The sequence below is a fragment of the Pleionea sp. WD8-19 genome (assembly GCF_055326765.1).
On record NZ_JBUZOU010000013.1, the window covers coordinates 40,609 to 56,542 of the forward strand.

At 43.6% G+C, this 15,934-nt stretch carries 18 protein-coding genes; 10 read left to right on the forward strand and 8 right to left on the reverse strand.

Features of this window, described 5'->3' with window-relative positions; genetic code table 11:
• The first annotated feature begins 324 nt into the window (after window positions 1-324).
• The 3 genes from ACTUJY_RS14845 (at window position 325) to ACTUJY_RS14855 (ending at window position 3,920) form a co-directional block, all read left to right on the forward strand.
• Window positions 325-1,116 carry an SDR family oxidoreductase gene (locus tag ACTUJY_RS14845; RefSeq protein ID WP_463616894.1) on the forward strand — a complete coding sequence of 264 codons (792 nt, stop codon included), beginning with the start codon at window positions 325-327 and terminating at the stop codon, window positions 1,114-1,116.
• Between the two features lie 115 nt (window positions 1,117-1,231).
• On the forward strand, window positions 1,232-2,674 hold the full coding sequence (locus ACTUJY_RS14850; protein WP_463616895.1) for an aldehyde dehydrogenase: 1,443 nt from the start codon (window positions 1,232-1,234) through the stop codon (window positions 2,672-2,674).
• A gap of 157 nt (window positions 2,675-2,831) precedes the next feature.
• On the forward strand, window positions 2,832-3,920 hold the full coding sequence (locus ACTUJY_RS14855; RefSeq protein WP_463616896.1) for a GGDEF domain-containing protein: 1,089 nt from the start codon (window positions 2,832-2,834) through the stop codon (window positions 3,918-3,920).
• A 50-nt stretch (window positions 3,921-3,970) separates the two neighbouring features.
• Here ACTUJY_RS14855 and ACTUJY_RS14860 read toward each other — a convergent pair whose 3' ends face one another.
• Entirely contained in the window at window positions 3,971-5,866 is a 1,896-nt protein-coding gene (locus ACTUJY_RS14860; protein ID WP_463616897.1) for a DUF885 domain-containing protein, read from the reverse strand.
• Between the two features lie 188 nt (window positions 5,867-6,054).
• Here ACTUJY_RS14860 and ACTUJY_RS14865 point away from each other — a divergent pair, with 188 nt between their 5' ends.
• The 4 genes from ACTUJY_RS14865 (at window position 6,055) to ACTUJY_RS14880 (ending at window position 9,315) form a co-directional block, all read left to right on the forward strand.
• The gene (locus ACTUJY_RS14865) at window positions 6,055-6,537 is read left to right on the forward strand and encodes a YajQ family cyclic di-GMP-binding protein (RefSeq protein WP_463616898.1); all 483 of its coding nucleotides are present in this window, start codon (window positions 6,055-6,057) and stop codon (window positions 6,535-6,537) included.
• 365 nt (window positions 6,538-6,902) lie between these two features.
• Window positions 6,903-7,808 carry a 30S ribosomal protein S6--L-glutamate ligase gene (gene rimK / locus ACTUJY_RS14870; RefSeq protein WP_463616899.1) on the forward strand — a complete coding sequence of 302 codons (906 nt, stop codon included), beginning with the start codon at window positions 6,903-6,905 and terminating at the stop codon, window positions 7,806-7,808.
• 8 nt (window positions 7,809-7,816) lie between these two features.
• A complete protein-coding gene (locus ACTUJY_RS14875; protein ID WP_463616900.1) occupies window positions 7,817-8,833 on the forward strand; it encodes a succinylglutamate desuccinylase/aspartoacylase family protein in 1,017 nt (338 codons plus the stop codon).
• A gap of 44 nt (window positions 8,834-8,877) precedes the next feature.
• Window positions 8,878-9,315 (forward strand): ATP-dependent zinc protease family protein, encoded by a 438-nt coding sequence (locus tag ACTUJY_RS14880; protein WP_463616901.1) that lies wholly within the window; start codon window positions 8,878-8,880, stop codon window positions 9,313-9,315.
• 46 nt (window positions 9,316-9,361) lie between these two features.
• Here the strand turns inward: ACTUJY_RS14880 and ACTUJY_RS14885 are convergent, their stop codons facing one another.
• The gene (locus ACTUJY_RS14885; RefSeq protein ID WP_463616902.1) at window positions 9,362-9,736 is read right to left on the reverse strand and encodes a MaoP family protein; all 375 of its coding nucleotides are present in this window, start codon (window positions 9,734-9,736) and stop codon (window positions 9,362-9,364) included.
• Window positions 9,737-9,869: 133 nt separating this feature from the next.
• Window positions 9,870-10,208 carry a hypothetical protein gene (locus ACTUJY_RS14890; protein WP_463616903.1) on the reverse strand — a complete coding sequence of 113 codons (339 nt, stop codon included), beginning with the start codon at window positions 10,206-10,208 and terminating at the stop codon, window positions 9,870-9,872.
• Between the two features lie 100 nt (window positions 10,209-10,308).
• Between ACTUJY_RS14890 and ACTUJY_RS14895 the strand changes: the two genes are divergently transcribed.
• Window positions 10,309-11,163 carry a LysR family transcriptional regulator gene (locus tag ACTUJY_RS14895; RefSeq protein WP_463616904.1) on the forward strand — a complete coding sequence of 285 codons (855 nt, stop codon included), beginning with the start codon at window positions 10,309-10,311 and terminating at the stop codon, window positions 11,161-11,163.
• Between the two features lie 7 nt (window positions 11,164-11,170).
• Here ACTUJY_RS14895 and ACTUJY_RS14900 read toward each other — a convergent pair whose 3' ends face one another.
• From ACTUJY_RS14900 to ACTUJY_RS14910, 3 genes are read right to left on the reverse strand one after another with little or no spacing between them, the layout of a single operon-like run.
• A complete protein-coding gene (locus ACTUJY_RS14900) occupies window positions 11,171-11,500 on the reverse strand; it encodes a YbjQ family protein (protein ID WP_463616905.1) in 330 nt (109 codons plus the stop codon).
• Window positions 11,497-11,937: an anti-sigma factor family protein gene (locus tag ACTUJY_RS14905; protein WP_463616906.1), complete on the reverse strand. Its 441-nt coding sequence runs from the start codon at window positions 11,935-11,937 to the stop codon at window positions 11,497-11,499. Before ACTUJY_RS14905 ends, ACTUJY_RS14900 begins: the two co-directional genes overlap by 4 nt.
• A gap of 2 nt (window positions 11,938-11,939) precedes the next feature.
• Window positions 11,940-12,446 carry an RNA polymerase sigma factor gene (locus ACTUJY_RS14910; RefSeq protein ID WP_463616907.1) on the reverse strand — a complete coding sequence of 169 codons (507 nt, stop codon included), beginning with the start codon at window positions 12,444-12,446 and terminating at the stop codon, window positions 11,940-11,942.
• Window positions 12,447-12,639: 193 nt separating this feature from the next.
• Between ACTUJY_RS14910 and ACTUJY_RS14915 the strand changes: the two genes are divergently transcribed.
• Window positions 12,640-12,930: a hypothetical protein gene (locus ACTUJY_RS14915; protein WP_463616908.1), complete on the forward strand. Its 291-nt coding sequence runs from the start codon at window positions 12,640-12,642 to the stop codon at window positions 12,928-12,930.
• A gap of 175 nt (window positions 12,931-13,105) precedes the next feature.
• On the opposite strand, the gene ACTUJY_RS14920 is transcribed toward ACTUJY_RS14915, so the two are convergent.
• Together ACTUJY_RS14920 and ACTUJY_RS14925 are read right to left on the reverse strand one after the other, a co-directional pair.
• Window positions 13,106-13,546, reverse strand: a complete 441-nt coding sequence (locus ACTUJY_RS14920; protein WP_463616909.1) for a nuclear transport factor 2 family protein — start codon at window positions 13,544-13,546, stop codon at window positions 13,106-13,108.
• Between the two features lie 108 nt (window positions 13,547-13,654).
• Complete coding sequence (locus ACTUJY_RS14925) at window positions 13,655-14,452, reverse strand: BPSS1780 family membrane protein (protein ID WP_463616910.1); 798 nt, start codon at window positions 14,450-14,452, stop codon at window positions 13,655-13,657.
• 408 nt (window positions 14,453-14,860) lie between these two features.
• Between ACTUJY_RS14925 and ACTUJY_RS14930 the strand changes: the two genes are divergently transcribed.
• Entirely contained in the window at window positions 14,861-15,934 is a 1,074-nt protein-coding gene (locus tag ACTUJY_RS14930) for a WD40/YVTN/BNR-like repeat-containing protein (RefSeq protein ID WP_463616911.1), read from the forward strand.

The window sequence follows — 15,934 nt, forward strand, 5'->3', positions numbered from 1 at the left end:
ATGCCAAAGAGCTTGGATAATTATTATTTGACTTTCTTTGTTACTACCTCTAGTTATTCCCCATTTCTCTATTAGATAAGGAACGGTCACACTATCAAGTGTACGATAGGCGTAATAAACACAGTTGCTACTACGAGACCAAAAATCCCATATGAATTAATGCGCCACTTTAACCTTTGTTGCTAAACGCCTTAATGGATGTAAACCCAAACATGATCAGATCGCGTAATATCATTGTGAAAGCCTTACAACAGATTCCAACTGGATTTCTATTCCTCATTGCTCCAAAATACCAAGCATTCCAAGATCAACCAAAGAAAAACGATGATGAATCTCAACTTAAACGGTAAAAACGCTCTGGTGTGCGGCAGCAGTCAGGGCATTGGTAAGGCCATTGCTATTCAGTTGGCCAAACAAGGGGCTAACATCACGTTATTTGCCCGAAACCTTGAGAAGCTCAAACAAGTGAAAACTGAATTAGACACCAGCCAAGGGCAGGAGCATTTTGCCATTTGTGCCGATTTTAGTGATCCGGATTACGTGGCTCGCGCTTTGGATGAGCATCTCACAGTAGTGCCGGAGTTTCACATCGCAATCAATAATACCGGCGGACCGGCACCGGGCCCAGCACACGAAGCCAATGCCGATGCTTTTTTAGCTGCATTTAAACAGCACTTAATTAACAATCAAAACATCGCTCAGCGCTTGATCCCGGCAATGAAAAGTACAGGTTATGGCCGAATCATAAATGTGATTTCAACTTCCGTTAAACAGCCTTTACCCAACCTCGGCGTTTCAAATACGGTACGTGGCGCAGTCGCTAATTGGGCAAAAACGCTGGCAAACGAATTAGGCCCATTTAATATCACTGTAAACAATGTGTTGCCCGGTGCAACCAATACCGTAAGGCTGGAAGCGATCATCCAAAACAAAGCCAACAAGTTGGGTAAAACCATTAAAGAAGTTGAAGCGATGGAAAAATCGATCATTCCCCTGCGTCGATTTGGTGAAGCCGAAGAGTTTGCCAACGCGGTAGGATTTCTTGCATCGCCGGCCGCAGCTTATATTACGGGTGTGAATTTACCGGTAGATGGCGGTCGTACCACTTGCCTTTAACGAGAGTTTCGAGTTTCGAGTTTCGAGTTTCGAGTTTCGAGTTTCGAGTTTCGAGTTTCGAGTTTCGAGTTTCGAGTTTCGAGTTTCGAAAAAACTTAAACATGACGAATAGACCATGCAAATCATAGAAAACTACATCAACGGCGAGTTTTGTGCTCCTGCCAGCGGCGAATATCTCGATAATGTCGAACCGGCAACGGGCAAAGTCTACTCCCAAATTCCGGAATCGAACGAAGACGATTTAGCTCGCGCCGTATCAGCGGCGAAAGACGCGTTTCCCAAGTGGGCAGCCACATCACTAGAAGATCGTGCACGAATTTTGATGAAAATTGCCGATGCGGTAGAAGCAGCCAGCGACGAGCTGGCACGTGCCGAAGCCATCGACAACGGCAAGCCAGTCACTTTTGCCAAAGCGGTAGACAGCTATCGAGCTTCTGCCAATATTCGTTTTTTCGCCAACGCCTGTACCCAGTTTGCCAGTGAAAGTCATAGCATGGGTTCACTCGCCGTGAATTACACGTTGCGCGATCCCATAGGTGTAGTAGGTACTATATCGCCCTGGAACTTTCCTCTGTACCTCTTTACTTGGAAAGTTGCTCCCGCACTAGCGGCAGGCAATACCGTGATCGCAAAACCCTCAGAAGTAACGCCAATGACAGCTTACTTGTTCGCGAAAATTTGCCACGAAGCAGGTTTACCTCCTGGCGTGCTCAATATTTTGCATGGCAGTGGCCGACAAATCGGCCAACAGATTGTCGAGCACCCCGACATTAAAGCCATCAGCTTTACCGGAGGTACAGCAACCGGCAAACAATTAGCAGCCACTGCGGCACCCATGTTTAAAAAGTTATCGCTGGAACTGGGCGGGAAAAATCCGACGTTAGTGTTTGCCGATTGCGACTTCGATCATACCGTTAACGAAGTGGTACGAGCTGCTTTTTCAAATCAAGGACAAATCTGTTTATGTGGTTCACGTATTTATATTGAACGCCCCATTTACGATAAATTCAAACAAGCCTTTGTTGAACGGGTGAAACAACTGGCCATCGGCGATCCGCTGGAAAAAGAAACTCAACACGGTGCACTGGTTTCTGAAGCACATATGCGCAAAGTACTTTCCTATATCGATTTAGCCAAGCAAGAAGGTGGCCAACTCCTTACCGGTGGTGAACAAGTTAAACTTACTGGTCGCTGCGAAAACGGTTATTTTGTTGCACCCACCGTATTCGAAGGCTTACCGCTGAATTGTCGTACGAACCAAGAAGAAATATTTGGCCCAGTGTGTACACTGCAACCGTTCGACAATGACGACGAAGCATTGCAATTAGCCAATGGTACAAGCTACGGTTTAGCGACATCCGTATGGAGCAACAACTTACAGCGTTGCCACAAGTTAGCCAAACATCTCGACTTTGGAATCGTCTGGATCAACGCCTGGTTATTGCGCGATTTACGCACACCGTTTGGCGGCATGAAAGCATCCGGCGTGGGACGAGAAGGCGGTTACGAAGCAATGAAATTTTTTACAGAGCCGAAAAACGTTTGCATAAAGTATTGAGCATACAATGTATAAAGAAGTCTCGAACACCGAGTGTAAAATTAAAATAGGATAATTTACGTCTATAATTGTATAACTCTTCAGACAACAGGACGCTAACATCGACCTCGAATCCACCGAAGTAAAATATCGCGTTGCGCGTGATTTAGCTGCACGTATGTTTGCAGGGGTCTTTATTTATCCACTTATCTGGATGATCGTTGGACTTGGCAGTAATTTACACAACACACAACCAGTATTTTTCTGGTCTGTTTTTCTTGTACTTTTAGTTATCACCTTGGTTAGAGCTTTTCACCTAAAATCCTTAAAACGTATTGCGCAAGAAAACGCCGTAAAATGGATTACGCAACTACGATTTCTCCTTTTTCCTCATTCCCTTTTATGGGGCTGCCTACTCGGTTACGCATTAATGCACCCTAACAATACCTTCGTTTTATTAATGACCTTCAGTTCAGCAGGCATTGTACCAGGTGGCCTTTATAACTTTGCTCCGGATTTAAAACTGGGTATAACCTTTGTCCTTTCCGTGATGATACCGGCCATTACGGCAACCGTTTATACCGAGCAGTGGTTTCTTTTTATTCTGCTCATTGTCTACACGTTCTACGTACTCTATATGGCGCACGGACAGAAAGGTGATTACTGGCGATTGCTTGAAAACAAATTACTGCTCGAAAAACAAAGCCGTACTGATGCGTTAACCCAGCTTGAAAATCGCCGCTACTTTGACGAGAAGCTCAATGAATTTTGTCATTTGTCATCACGCAATCACGAATTGTTAACCGTTATGCTGATCGACTGCGATCACTTTAAACAAATTAACGATAATCACGGACACGATGTGGGTGATTTGTGCTTACAACAATTAGCCAAAACATTAAAAAACGCACTCCCTCGAACAACCGATGTTTGCGCGAGGTTTGGAGGTGAAGAGTTCAGCGTAATATTGCCAGGAACGGATTTAGGAGGAGCGCAACAAGTTGCTGAACGCATCCGCTCTATGGTTGAAAACACGCCCATCTCACACGAACAAAAAACACTTCACTTAACGGTAAGCATTGGCAGTGTTTCTCGTAGAATTAATGCGTTTAAACCAGGTCTGCCGGATGAGCTTTTTAAACAAGCCGATCTCGCATTATATCGAGCCAAAGGAAACGGTCGAAATCAATGCTGCTTTGTGTATTTCGACGCTAATCTCGGCGGCTATCAGCTTCAGCCACTTACAAGAAAAGAAAAAGCAGAATAAGAGACGAGCTGAACTCGAAACTTATTCTGCCTATTATCATTTAAAATGGACTAAAGGGTTTGCCCATTCATCCAACGTTTAACTTTTGCTTCCAGTACCGTCATCGGTACAGCACCTCCGAGTAAAACCAAATCGTGAAACGCTGCAATATCAAATTTGTCTCCTAATACTTTTTGCGCTTTTTCGCGAAGCTCTACGATTTTTAACATTCCGAGTTTATAACCCAGAGCTTGTCCTGGCCACGCCATATATCGTTCAATTTCTGACACCACATCCGACTCTGCTGAACCCGTTGTTTTCGCCATATACTCAATGGCTTGCTCACGCGTCCAACGCTTATGATGCAAACCAGTATCAACAACCAAGCGTACTGCCCGGAATAATTCGGCCTGCAATCGTCCTAAGTCGCTGAATGGATCGTCTTTATACAAACCAAGTTCTTTAGCGGTAAGTTCAGAATATAATGCCCAACCTTCAACATAAGCATTATAAGGTGCGATACGACGTAAAAACGGTAAGTCTTCTTGCGCCATATTTAACGAGATTTGCCAATGATGACCAGGATTTGCCTCATGATAGGTCAATGTTTTTAATGAAAACGTCGGGTTGGCTTTCATATCTCGTAAATTGATCCAGTAAATACCTGGCTTGCTTCCATCGACGGCAGGCGGAGTGTATTGCCCGCCAGGAGCACCGTCTTGAATTTCCACCGGAAACGCTCTTACTTCTACTTGATATGGCGGTTTCGTTTTAAACCAAGGTGCCATTTTTTCATTCATTTCATCGATGTAGCCGTTTATATCTTTCAATAATGCCTCTCGACCGGCTTTACTGTCTTCGTAAACAAAACGTGCCTCATCCGATAAGCGATTCATGCGCTCCCCGACACTGCCTTTGCTATAACCTTGCGCTTTCAATATTTGATCCATCGATTGGCTGATTCGCGACACTTCGTCCAATCCAATTTTATGAATCTGCTCTGCTGTTAAATGACTGTCACCTAATTGACGAATGGCATCTTGATAATAAACGGCACCATTCGGTTGTGCCCAAATACCGTGATCATCAGGTGCTTTATCAAGCATCGCTTTTGTTTGATTAGCAATAGAGCGATAGGCAGGATAAACCACTTCTTCAACTTGACGTTGAGCTTCAGAAATTAACGCTTGCTTTTTATCTTGTGTAAGGCCATCAATTTTATCAAGCTTCTCCTCAAAACTAACAACCAAAGGATGTTTCGCAGGTTCAGGCTTTAAAAAATTATCGAAGTAACGAATGGCTCCGTTTAAAATCACCTTTGGCGCAATCCAGTTTCGCTTGGCATCACTCGTAAATTTTTGCTCTATCGAATGAACAAACTGATCAAATTGCGCTAAACGTTCAATATAGATTAAAGCGTCTTGTTCGTTTTCAACTTTTTGATCGCTTTGCATGGTGCGAGGGGTATCAATTAATGGCCCGTTAATTTGATTCACGATAAAAGGAGACAATCCCATCCAAGTGTCAATGTAGCCTATGGAAAAATCCGGATGGCCAGAAAAATATCGACAAATATTCGCCATAACCTGTTGTGTTTCACGCGCTTCCGGTGTGAGTGTATCTGCAGGGTAATCTTTAATTTTTTGCGACAGTTGTGCGAGTCTTTTTCGAAGTTGCGACTCACTGTCTGGTGAGTAATTTTCTAATTGATTATTCACCAATTGACCCACATCGTCCTGATTTAAGCCGTATAAAGTTGCCGACATTTGACGAAATTGAAATAAAATTTGTTTCGCTTCAAGGTACAGTTCTGCTAACGATTGCTCAGCAACATTTTCAGCGACATTCTCGGATACTTCTGTTGTTGGCGGTGTAGGCGTCGAACTTGGATTATCGGATTTCGTTCGATCACACGCCGATAATAATAGTACCGAACAAATCGCAGAGTAAATCAATGTATTTTTCATAAAGCAATTTCCAGTTTTTTGGTAATTTAATGGCCAGAGTCTGACATATTACTTGAGATAATTCGAGCGCTAAGATCCAAGTTCTAAGCTCCTTGAGAATTTTAAACTCGCCGCCGGAAACAGGCTACTCGAAACGGTTTTTATGATAATATGGTGAAACGACGATAAAAAAACAGGAAACCCGTCACATGCCTTCGTTTGATATAGTCACCGAAGTAGAAGTTACTGAAATCCGTAATGCAGTCGATAATGCCAACAGAGAGTTAGCGACACGTTACGATTTTAAAAATGTAGAAGCCAGTTTTGAATTGAAAGATGATGCAGTAAAAGCCAGTTCAGAGAGCGACTTTCAGGTACAACAAATGATGGACATTTTGCGCAACAATTGTACCAAACGTAATATCGATCCGCGCTCACTCAAAACCGGTGATATGCAACATTCAGGAAAAACCTATTTTAAAACCGTTTCATTCATACAAGGGATCGATAAAGAAACCGCCAAAAAACTTGTTAAATTAATCAAAGATTCTAAAATCAAAGTGCAGCCTTCCATTCAGGGAGAAAAAGTGCGGGTTACAGGAAAAAAGCGCGATGACCTGCAGTCCATAATGGCATTGGTACGCGAGCAAGATTTGGGGCAACCTTTTCAGTTCGATAATTTTCGCGACTAGAGCCTGTTTATCTTTCATTTATCGTCACTGCTGGGGCTATTTTTTCGTCCAGCAAGGCGGAGCTAGTGGTTAATAGTTATCCTATTAACACGACCGACAACGCGGCTGGACGGAAAAATAGCCCCAGCCCTTCGGGTTGTGTCTAAAATTCCGCCACTCGTTGTTGCCTACATGGATGCAGGTAAGGGGCGTGAGCAGGATGCGGAAGCTTTGTTCGTCGAATATTTGGAACGACCAAACCGCGCTCCTCACGTCGGGATGCCGCATCACTAGACTGACAAAATTTTAGACACAACAGTGATGATAAATGAAAGATAAACAGGCTCTATGTCTTACGAATTAACACAACAAGGCCACGATAACTTATGAGAGTAGCCATACTATCTCGCAATAAGTCTCTGTACTCTACTAAACGATTAAAAGAAGCCGGAGAGGCAGTCGGACATCAAGTAGATATCATTGACACGCTGCACTGCTATATGGACATTACCAGCAGCCGACCATCGGTTCGTTACATGGGTGAGCCACTCCCCAAATACGATGCTGTGATCCCTCGTATTGGCGCGTCCATCACGTTTTATGGTACTGCGGTCGTTCGTCAGTTTGAAATGATGGGTACGTTTTGCGTGAACGAATCCGTCGCGATTAGCCGCTCACGCGACAAATTACGTTCGCTGCAATTATTATCCCGTAAAGGTATAGGCTTGCCTCGAACAGGGTATGCCCATTACCCGGATAAAATCGACGATTTACTGAAAAACATTGGCGGCGCGCCCGTTGTGATTAAACTGCTCGAAGGCACTCAGGGCATAGGCGTAGTGTTAGCAGAAACCAAAAAGACAGCCGAAAGTATTATTGAGGCCTTTATGGGTTTAAAAGCCAACATTTTGGTGCAGGAATACATTAAAGAAGCCGGTGGTGCTGATATTCGTTGTCTGGTGATTGGGGGGAAAGTGGTTGCTGCGATGAAGCGTCAAGCCGCGCCTGGAGAATTTCGTTCTAATTTGCACCGCGGTGGTACTGCTGAACTGGTAAAATTGTCACCCGCCGAACGAAAAACAGCGGTTGATGCGGCAAGAATTATGGGCTTGAATATGGCTGGTGTAGACATTCTCCGCTCAAATAACGGGCCGGTTGTGATGGAAGTCAATTCTTCTCCAGGGCTCGAGGGCATTGAAGCAGCAACAAAAAAAGACGTTGCTAAAATGGTATTCGACTTTATCGTTAAAGAAGCCAAACCCAACAAAACCCGTACCAAAGGCAAAGGATAACCTCTTTCGTGGCATCTGAACTGATCATTGGTGAAGAAACAATTCTACCGGGTGAATCTCGAAAAATAGAGCTCCCGATAGGACGACTATACACCGACACCAGTATGTTTCTGCCAGTTTATGTTAAACGTGGCCGAAAAAGCGGGCCGACTTTTTTTGTCAGTGCCGCCATACACGGTGATGAACTGAATGGCGTTGAAATTATTGGTCGATTGATAAAAAGCAAAAGCCTAAAAAATCTGAAAGGCACTTTGATCGCCGTACCACTTGTTAACGCTTACGGCGTATTAAATCACAGCCGTTATTTACCTGACCGACGTGACTTAAACCGCACATTTCCCGGTACACGCAAAGGCTCTTTGGCCAGTCGAATAGCCTTTATATTTATGAACGAAATTGTCAGTAAGTGCCAGTATGGTATCGATCTTCACACTGGCGCTTTACATCGCAGCAACCTACCACAAATTCGCGCCAACCTGGACGATCAAAAAACCTTAGAGCTGGCAAAGTCCTTTGGTGTTCCGGTGCTTATCAATTCCAACCTGCGAGATGGCTCGCTTCGTCAAAGTGCCAGTGAAAAAGGCATCAAAATCTTATTGTACGAAGCGGGTGAAGCCCTTAGGTTTGATGAATTAAGTATACGAGCAGGTTACCGCGGTATAATTAATGTCATGCGTCAGCTTGGCATGCTGGCAAAGCGTATCTCTAAAAAACCACCGATAGAGCCCTTTGTCGCTCGCGAAAGCGGCTGGGTACGAGCCCCGGAGAGTGGCTTTGTGTTTCATAAGCATCAGCTAGGCGATATGGTCACCAAAGGAGAAGTGCTTGCCACGATTAAAGATCCTTTTGGTGAAGTGATTGATGAAGTAAAAAGTAATGCCGATGGCATCATTATTGGTAAGCAGAATATTCCTCTGGTACACGAAGGTGAAGCCATATACCACATTGCCTATTTTCGTCGTCCGGATGATGTGGTTGAAAGCATTGAGCAGCTACAAGATAATCTGGTACCAATAGATGATTAAACGTCCTAAATGCCTGATCGCAGGCCTGCTAAGAGAGCAATCATGTGAGTAAGCAACACAAAAAGCAGATTGTCGGAATGACCGAGTTATGCAACCTACCGGAACTTGAAATTACCGGGTTGCATGTGCGTGTAGATACCGGAGCAAAAACGTCATCTCTTCACGTTGACAACCTGCAGGAATTTAAAAAAAACAACAAACTTTGGGTAAGCTTCGACATCCATCCGGATTATCACAACGTCGATTATATTGTACGTCGTGAGGCTAAAGTAAAAGACATTCGAACCATAAAAAGCTCTAATGCTCTAAAGGAACACCGTTATGTAATTGATACGCCAATTCAAATGGGTGATGACGAATGGACTATTGAATTGACATTAACCGATCGCTCAGGAATGACCTACCTGATGCTGTTGGGGCGAGAAGCGATGTCAGGTCGCTTATTGGTAGACCCAGAAAAAGAATACGTACTCGGACAATAATGAAAGGAGCGGCAACCAGCGCTCCTTTCATTAGACGGCAACAGCTTTAAGCTTCGAGCGCGTCTTCAAAATCGTCGCCGACAGATTCGTCACTGTCGCTATCGAAATCATCGTCCATATCATTCGCAGCTCGGCGTGTGGTTAACCAGACAGGCGAACGATTACAACGTTTCAAGTATTTCAACCAGGCTTTCTCGCCAACGGATTCCGCAGCAACCTCACCTCGCAAAACTTGAATAAAGCGCTCGTCTTCCGCGGTGGGGTCAGCGACCTGACCTTCACTCAACGCCTTAAACAACAACCCAAATTTTTCCAAATGATTCACTTCGGAAATAGTAAAATCACCGGAGCGCGCAAACCCGTAAGGAAAATGTCGGTCATCAAAATAACGCTTGCTGAGAAAGTAGTCTCTTGATTGCATGGCCAGTACCTTCTTGCTGATCAATTTGAGCGACTTTTACCAAAAAAATCGCTCAATGTTTAACAAAAAATATCTATCGATACAATCAATGTTTGCGATAGCTTTAAGTTTATTTATTTTAGATGAATAAACTCTATGCTGCCTGCTCAGACAGTGTTTTAATAGCCTGATTAATCAAGCATTGTTCGTACACTTGATCGAACTTGTCTTCTTCGACATTTAACGCTTCTTCGGAACAGCTTTCTTCGATTCGTTGAGCATCATCATAAGTCAGTACATCGGTGTGATGGAACATGCTTCCATTCAATCGGTCATCACATTGAATCACCAAACGGCTATGAGCAGGATCGGCTAACCCCAACACATCAGCCGCCGAACTGCATACCTGTTTCACTTCTACCACATCTTCTGCCTGTAGATTAAGCGCAAGAAGTGAACAAAAGATGACAGTGATTGATTTTAACGATTTCATTCAGTTTCTCTCTCCGTAATATAAAAGGAATCGGTTGGAATATTGGATGAGGACTGATATAAGATAAAACGAATTTTTTAACTCCTGTCGAGAAATAAAAGTGTATAACCTAGACATCAGTCTGCTGAGAACGTTTTTGGAATTGAACAAGACGCGACACTTCGGTAAAACGGCTGAAAATCTTTATTTAACGCAGTCTGCGGTCAGTTCTAGAATTAAGCAGCTGGAAGATATATTGGGCGTATCACTATTCCAACGGTATCGCAATAATATTCAGCTTACCCCTCAAGGGGAGCGACTCATTCCCCATGCTGAACTTATGCTAAATAATTGGACACAAGCCATGCAAGAAGTCTCCCTACCCGATTCAGGGGTACAACTGGTTATGGCTGCGCCACAGTCGGTTTGGGAAGCTCGATTATCAACGTTGCCGTTGCAGTTATTGCAACAAAATCCCAACCTGCACGCCCGCGCTGAGTCACTTGACAGTCAAACGATACTGCGTCGATTGCAGGAGCACACTGTCGATATTGGTTTTTCCTTTGATCCGTCTAAAGTGGATGAAATCAATTGCCGTAAATTGTTAGACATTGAGCTTAAACTTTACAGCTCCGAGAAAGATCAAAACTTCGGACAGATCAGTGACGATCGTTACGTGCTGGTGGATTGGGGACAAAGTTTTTCAGCTTTACATGCTCGAGCACTCCCGAAAATCCGTTCGCCGCGATTACACGCGAGTGACTGGTTAATGGCAGCTGACTACCTCACTCAATTGGGAGGCAGTGCCTTTTTACCTACAACCTTGGTCGAGTCTAACAAATACCCATTACATCCCGTTGTGGATTCGCCGTCAATGAGCCGTGAAGTTTACTTGTGTTATCACTCATCGAAACAAAAACAGGACGATTGGAACGTCCTGCTTAAGTCGATCGATGACATTTTCAGCGTTCGCTGAAAAAGCCTTAGTGGTCCGCTAATTTAACGGCCGTTCCATAGGCGAGCAGCTCTGCTGCCCCCTGCGCCATTAGACTCGTGCTAAACCGGGTACAGACGACGGCATCTGCACCCATTCGCTTGGCTTCTTCTACCATACGATCTAAGGCTTGTTCTCGACTTTCAGCCAACAACTTGGTGTATTCATGCACTTCGCCTCCAACCAAGCCTCGTAACCCTGCCATAATGTCGCGGCCGAGGTGCCTTGCTCGTATGGTATTACCTCGAACCAGCCCTAAAGTACTGACAATTTTTTTCCCCGGAATATCGTCCCCGGTTACCACTAAAATATGACTCATAGATCCACTCCTTTATAGCGATCGGTTTTTCTTGCGATCAGTCGTTGTCGTAATACCGTTAAAAACAAAAAGGCAATGCCACCGTAAATGGCGCTAATGGTCAGCTTTAACCACAGTTCCGTTGTATCTTGAACAAAGAACTGATAAGCCACAAAGCCAACAATGATGGATAGCCCGATAATGAGTAGCACCCATCCAATCCATTGCATACCACGTGCCGGCTTATCCGACATCAGCTGCTGTAACTCTTTTTCACTCATGGTTTGCACCTCCAGCTGCGCAACTTGATGCTGCATGGCTTTCAAGTCGTTATACACCTTACGGCAATCATTGCACTGCTCAAGATGCAGATGCACCAGTTGCGATTGCTGCTGGGTTAGTTCGCCATCTAAGTATCCGCTAATTTGCTCGGCAACCTGTTCACAATTAAGACTCATGTTCATTCACCTTCGTCTTCTGTCATAAGTTTTCGCAGCGCCAACCGGGCGCGATGCAATCGAGACATGACCGTACCCACCTCCACTTCGAGTATGTTAGCAATTTCTGCGTAGCTGAAACTTTGCCAGTCTTTTAACAAGATAATATCTCTGTGCTCTTCGGAAAGCTTTGCTAGCGCCTTATGCAATCGAGCTCGCGCTTGCTTAGCCTGCCATAACTCTTGCGGGTCATCTTCACTATTCGAAGCCAGGGTTTGCTCATTAATTGGCTCGGCTTTTCGGAACTTTTGTGCACGAATGCGATCGATCACCTTATTGCGTACCACTTTAAACAACAGCATCCGAAACTGATTGGAGTCGTCTGGCAGCTGGCTTAGCTTCAACAACGAGTAGCAGGCATCCTGAAGAGCATCGTGGGCGTCGTCACGGCAACGTAGCATTTGAAATGCCATTGCGAATGCGCTTTGTGAATGTTGTTGTATGTACTGATTGAACACCTGATGTCTCATTGTTTACGCCTGTTTAGGGGTATAACGACTGATCGCTGATTTTATTTCGTATAAACCCAAAATTTTTTTAAGTTTGATTTTACTTGAATGCAGCCCAGATCCAGTCCACAATTTTGCGTCAATAAAATCATAGACTTAAAAACAAATGGAAATCTTTCTCCTCTTCAGCATTTTAGTAGTCCCGGTATTACTGTTGTCCTCTCCAATTGTATTATTTACCTTAAAAGGCCGTCCCGATATCAGCCGCTGGTATCTGTTAGCAATGGCTTTGGTGCAAATCGCGATTCTTGTGACTCATTGGCAAAAACTGGTGGCTGCGGCGGCCTGGGTTATGATTTTAGTGGGAATATCACAAGTTCTCGGATGTATCTTTACTTGGTATAAATCCAGAGACGCTCTATGGCTGAACTTATTGATCAGTTGCCTATGCTTTAATGGCATTTTAATCTACATTGGCTATCAGTATGCAGGAATGGTGCTTTAGCGCTTTTTAAAGGCAATGAAAATCACTTTTTTATAAGTAACCAATAATATTAAAAAGGTGGGTTACGCTATCGCTCGACATCTGATTCCGTATCACCTAAAGCGCCGACATCTGGTGCACTTCCTCCTACATCCATACGGTCGAAACCCGCCTTTCAACAAGCTTTCTCGAAAGTTTAAAACATCGTGTTTTCGTTTTTCGAAGTTTCAGGAATGGCCTGGATCACATCCCAGTGTTCAACAATTTTTCCATTTTCCACGCGAAAAATATCAACAATGGCGCCACCTCTGGGTTGTGGCCAGTTGTAATTTTTTACATGCAGTACGACCAAATCTCCTTCTGCAACAACACGAACAATTTCACCGGAAGCTTCTTTTCTTTTAGGAAGACGCTTAATCAAGGCGCGTAAAGCTTCTTTACCGTCGGCTACATTTGGATTGTGTTGTATGTATTTATCGCCGATATAGTCATCAATAGCCTCGGCATGACGGTGAAACAATACTTCGGTGTAAAAATCTGTTACAAGTTTTTTGTTCGCTTCTAGTGATTCTTGATTCGCACTCGCATGAACAGAAAGAGAGAAAAGAATCATCGTGAACATTAATTTAATTTTCATTGCGTTCCTTAACTTTACCAGTGAATAAAATCGTTTATTTGAAAATGTACGGCTCGAAAACCGGGGAGTCTTGCGTTATTCCCAGGCTACGGTAAAAAAGAAACAACTCTAAACAATCAGGGTATTATTTACCACATGTGATTTTGTAAAAATATCTTTATACGCTACAAAAATTGCAGCTATGTATGTTGGAAATAAAATAATCCATCCAAGAAATATTGGCATTGTTGCAAATACACTCAATACAGACATAACCACAAAAAAAATAGAAAAAGCAGGTATGTTTCTTAAGCAACCTAAAAAACTATATTGAACAGCTTTAAATATTGAAACTCTATGAATGGCTATTAATGCAGGAGCAAATATTGTTGCCATATTGACCGGTATCATTGATAAAACTGCGAAAATGACAGCTTTTATAAATGCTGGATCCTGAATTAGTTTAATGAGTTCTTCCGACTTTAATCCCGGAGCATAAAGCTTTTCACTTAATTCATAAAATGCGATATAAGATACTAACGAACCAATTATTGAAGATATGATAGATAAAAGAATTAAAACCGAAATATTGGACTTAAACCCCTCGAACAAGTAACTAACCGAAAACTCCCCACCTTCATATTGAGCCTTACAGCCTAAAATTAAACCAGCCACCCAAACAAGTGAAGTTATCGATAAAAATAATTGCCCTATTACTGGAACTAGCCCACTTCCCAAAAAAATTGCAAGGCCAATAAATAATGTGATTATCCAAGGACCAGGTGATTTAGCGAAATATCTAAATCCTTCAACAAGCCATTCGAAACCTCGTACTGCAGAAACAGACTTTGGTAAATCGAGCTCCAGCATCAATTCTTTGTTTTCACGAGACTCGTCTGGTGACTGATTTGGAATATTTTCCGACACGTTATCTCCAATTGGTATATTTATTAATTTCGCAAACATTTTTACACAGAAAACAGAGGAAGAGAATCTTAGCGGCTACTATGCTTACTGCTCAAGCAATCGTTTATTAAAAGTGGCTTAGTTTCAATGCCAATCGTTGTCTTCACCGAGAATTTAAAACGCCATATTGATTGCCCGTCACTTCAAGTAAAAGGGTTAAGGGTAATCGACGCTTTAAACGAGGTATTTCTAGCGAATCCGGCCCTGAAAAGTTATGTCTTAGACGACCAAGGGAGGCTGCGCAAGCATATGTTGATCGCTGTAGACGGTCAAACAATAAGCGACCGAACTAATCTCACCGACTCAGTGAAGGAAGACTCCGAAATATTCGTGATGCAAGCATTATCAGGCGGCTAAGGGAGAAATTTGATGAATACACTGGCTCTTATTGCAACTCGTAAAGGCTTATATCAACTGACCGATCACTTATCTTTACTGCCTGTTGAGTTCGCTGGAGTTCCGGTAACCATGACGTTGGCCTCAGCCGCTCACACTACCTGGTATGCTGCGCTTGACCACGGTCACTTCGGCGTTAAATTGCATCGGTCCAACGATGCCGGTCGCAGTTGGCAAGAAGTGAACGCACCGAGTTACCCAGAAGATAAAGACAAAGAAAAAGGTGCCAGTTTAAAACTCATATGGTCCATGGAATTTGCTGAATCAGGGCAAAACGATAAGCTTTGGGCAGGCACCATTCCTGGCGGTTTATTTTATTCGGAAGATGGGGGTGAAAGTTGGCGATTGAATGAACCGCTTTGGAAGTTTAAGCAACAACAAGAATGGTTTGGCGGCGGATTCGATGAGGCAGGCATTCATTCCATTTCTGTGCATCCCAACGATTCAAAGCAGGTACTTATAGCGGTTTCCTGTGCCGGCGTTTGGGGAACTCGGGATCACGGAGAAAACTGGGAGAACTTATCCAAAGGAATGCGCGCCGCTTATATGCCTCCGGAACAACAGTTCGACCCTTTAATTCAAGATCCACACCGTATGGTGCAGTGTCCAACAGCGCCTGATCATTTATGGGTACAACACCATAATGGTATTTTTCATTCTACTGACGGTTCAAAAAGTTGGCAGGAAATTGAAAATGTAAAGCCTTCCAATTTCGGATTTGCTGTAGCCGTGCATCCTGACGATCCCAAAAGTGCCTGGTTTGTTCCCGGGGTAAAAGACGAATGCCGTATTCCTGTTGATGGCAAATTAGTAGTCAATCGCACCCGCGATGGCGGCGAAACTTTCGAACAACTCTCGGAAGGGCTTCCTCAAAGCAATTGTTTCGATGTGGTGTTTCGTCACGCTTTGGATATTGACCAAAGTGGCCATCGATTGTTAATGGGCTCCACTACGGGTAATTTATGGCTCAGTCAGGATCAAGGTGACAGTTGGGTGTGCTTGACGAACTACTTGCCGCCAATTTATTCGGTGCGTTTTATTAAGTAA